Source organism: Vallitalea sp., from assembly GCF_025211055.1.
Lineage (GTDB): Bacteria > Bacillota > Clostridia > Lachnospirales > Vallitaleaceae > Vallitalea.
On the sequence record NZ_JAOARO010000054.1, the window covers coordinates 1 to 2,732 of the forward strand.

3 protein-coding genes are annotated in these 2,732 nt (G+C 28.5%); all 3 read left to right on the forward strand.

Going from position 1 to position 2,732, the window contains the following annotated elements; all coding sequences use genetic code 11:
- A partial coding sequence (locus tag N4A55_RS06865; protein WP_293754827.1) for an IS110 family transposase occupies window positions 1-1,141 on the forward strand: 1,141 nt, incomplete at its 5' end.
- Between the two features lie 377 nt (window positions 1,142-1,518).
- Window positions 1,519-2,400 carry a pre-toxin TG domain-containing protein gene (locus N4A55_RS06870; RefSeq protein ID WP_293754830.1) on the forward strand — a complete coding sequence of 294 codons (882 nt, stop codon included), beginning with the start codon at window positions 1,519-1,521 and terminating at the stop codon, window positions 2,398-2,400.
- A gap of 10 nt (window positions 2,401-2,410) precedes the next feature.
- On the forward strand, window positions 2,411-2,732 hold a 322-nt coding region (locus N4A55_RS06875), incomplete at its 3' end, for a hypothetical protein (RefSeq protein WP_293754829.1).

Below are 2,732 nucleotides of genomic sequence, written 5' to 3' on the forward strand. Positions count from 1 at the left end.
ATCTATTACTATTCAAAATAAGCCTTCGGGATTTGCTGAATTAATAGATTTAGTAAGAACTTATGAGATTGTTTATTCTGTTACTGCTATTTATGGTCTTGAAGATACTAACGGTGTTGGGAGAGCCTTATGTCATTTTCTTATTGATAATAATAAACAAGTGAAATTCGTCAATTCAAGTCTTAGTTCGCAAGAAGCAAAAAAGAATACTATTATTCATAAAACAGATGAATATGACGCTTTCTGTGTTGCAAAGGTTTTACTTGATGAATTTGACAAGCTTAAAAATGTATCTAAAGATAATGAAATCTACTATAAAATCAGCCAATTAATGACAAGGCGTAATAAATTAGTAGAACAAAGAACGTCGGTTATTAATCAATTACATATGCAACTATCATATCATTATTATAGATATAGTAAGTTTTTCAGTGATATCATAGGCAAGACAGCTTTAGCCTTTTGGTATAACTATCCTAGTGCTAAATCTTTGGAAAATGTATCTATAGAAGAATTAGGACAGTTTCTTAGAAAAGAAAGTCACTATTTTTTTAATGATAGTAAGGCAAAAACATTATTAGATTTTATTAAAGAAGATAAAGACATTTTATCTCATGATGAAACAAGGTGTTTCCTTATTAAAAGTTATGTTGAGGATATTCGTTATAAACAAAAAGAAATATCTACTATTGATGAACTATTGCAACAATGCATTGATAATTTAGGGGTGAATCTACAATCATTTAATGGTATTGACCTTATTACATCAGCACAGTTATTGTCTGAAGGTGATATCAATAGGTTTAAGAACTCGTCAAAACTTGCTCGTTATAGTGGAATTGCCCCAGTTACTTATAGTTCTGGAAGTAAAGAAAAGAACTTTCGTAATCAACGAGGTAACAGGAAATTAAACAGCATATTTTTCTATATAGCACTTGGACAACTAACTAATCATAGAAACACTGGCACACCTAGAAATCCTATTTTATATGAATACTATCATAAAAAAGTATCAGAGGGTAAAACAAAATCACAGGCTATAGTTTGTGTATCTAGGCGATTAGTGAATATTGTTTATAACATGCTAAAGTATAAAAAAGACTATAGTATTGAACGTATTAATAACTCAAAGTGTAGCTAATTGTATTATTACTATTGATATGATAATTACAATTAACATGAAAATATCTACTGTTCAAAAAATATGAATCAAAAGATAAAGTAAAAGTGCAAGTATCCCCATCACCAGAGTATATATTTAGATATAGTATTATGAATATATCCGATATATGTTATAATATTCAATATTATAGCATTGCTATAATTGTAATAATAGCATCGCTATAATGTAATAATATCATAGCTAGTCAATGCTATATTATCATTTATAGCATAGCTATAATGCTACATCTAAGTATATACAACTATAAATCTATGGTTAACTAGTTATGTTAACTTAATCTATAGAGATATTAAAATCTATAAAAGTATAATAAGTATCTTCTATATAATAGATTTATAGTTATGGATAGTTATAGAGGGGACGGGCTTAATCTTTACGCATACGTACAGAATAACCCTATAAACTATATAGACCCAAGTGGATACTGTGGTGAAAAATCAAATGGTAGCACAGAATCAGAATATATAGAAAATCAGTTTTCAAAATATGATATAGGAGATAGAACTCTTATATTTGCAAATAATGGAGAAGCATTCTTAATTGAAATTGAAGAATGGAAATTTAGTAATGGTGAAAGATATAAAGGCTTTAAGTTTGTTAATTCAGAAGATAGAGATAACTTTTCCATTGCCAATAAGGTATATGTTTCACCTAAACAATGGTTTTCCCATTTTGTTGGAATTAGTAAAATAGATATTATCAAGGATTTTGCAGACCTAATTGCAGGCAAAGACCTAATTACAGGTGAAAAGACTAATCGTTGGCTATTAGCAGTTATGATTATTGCCCCTGAAGCTATTGATCAGGCACTTAAAAAAGGTGCAAAAACTACTGACCAAATTATGGATATCGCTAAAAAAAGTGATGCTCTTACTTCTTTAAAAAAAGGTAAAATCATAGCTTCTAACCCAACAAAAAAAGGATTCTTAAAGATTGACTACCTTTTTGACAATATGAATGATGCAAAAGAATTTGGTAGAGATTTATTAGGTCATGATGCTACTCGTATTTATGACGATGCAGGTAAATGGATAGGATGGCAAGGAAAAAAAGGGAAAGTCTATTGGGGACACGGTGACTGGGGAAAAGGTGTAGGTAGTTCATCATTTCCACATCTTAACTATGATATTGATGGCGTAAGCGGACACCTATATTTACAAGATAAAATCCAAAATAGAGATATGTGGGAAGCTTTCAATAAATACTTTGGAGAATAGGTGATTATAAATGGGAGAAATTATACAAATAATTACACAAAAACCATTTAGTATTAATAATATTGAATGGTTTAAAAACACAAATATTAATTATCAGATTCAAGGAAGAAAATCATTAACTAACATCAAAGGCACTTGGAAATTAAATCAATATTTCTTATATGATATATATGAAAATATTAAACCTTTTAATGCATATTATTTATCTATGCTAGTAGATGTTGATGAGAATGTACCTAAAATTGATTCAGAGTTTAATATTGGATTTAATAATACTGATTTTATGTATGAAAAGGAATTTATTAATCTATTTATGGAAGAAGAAATATATC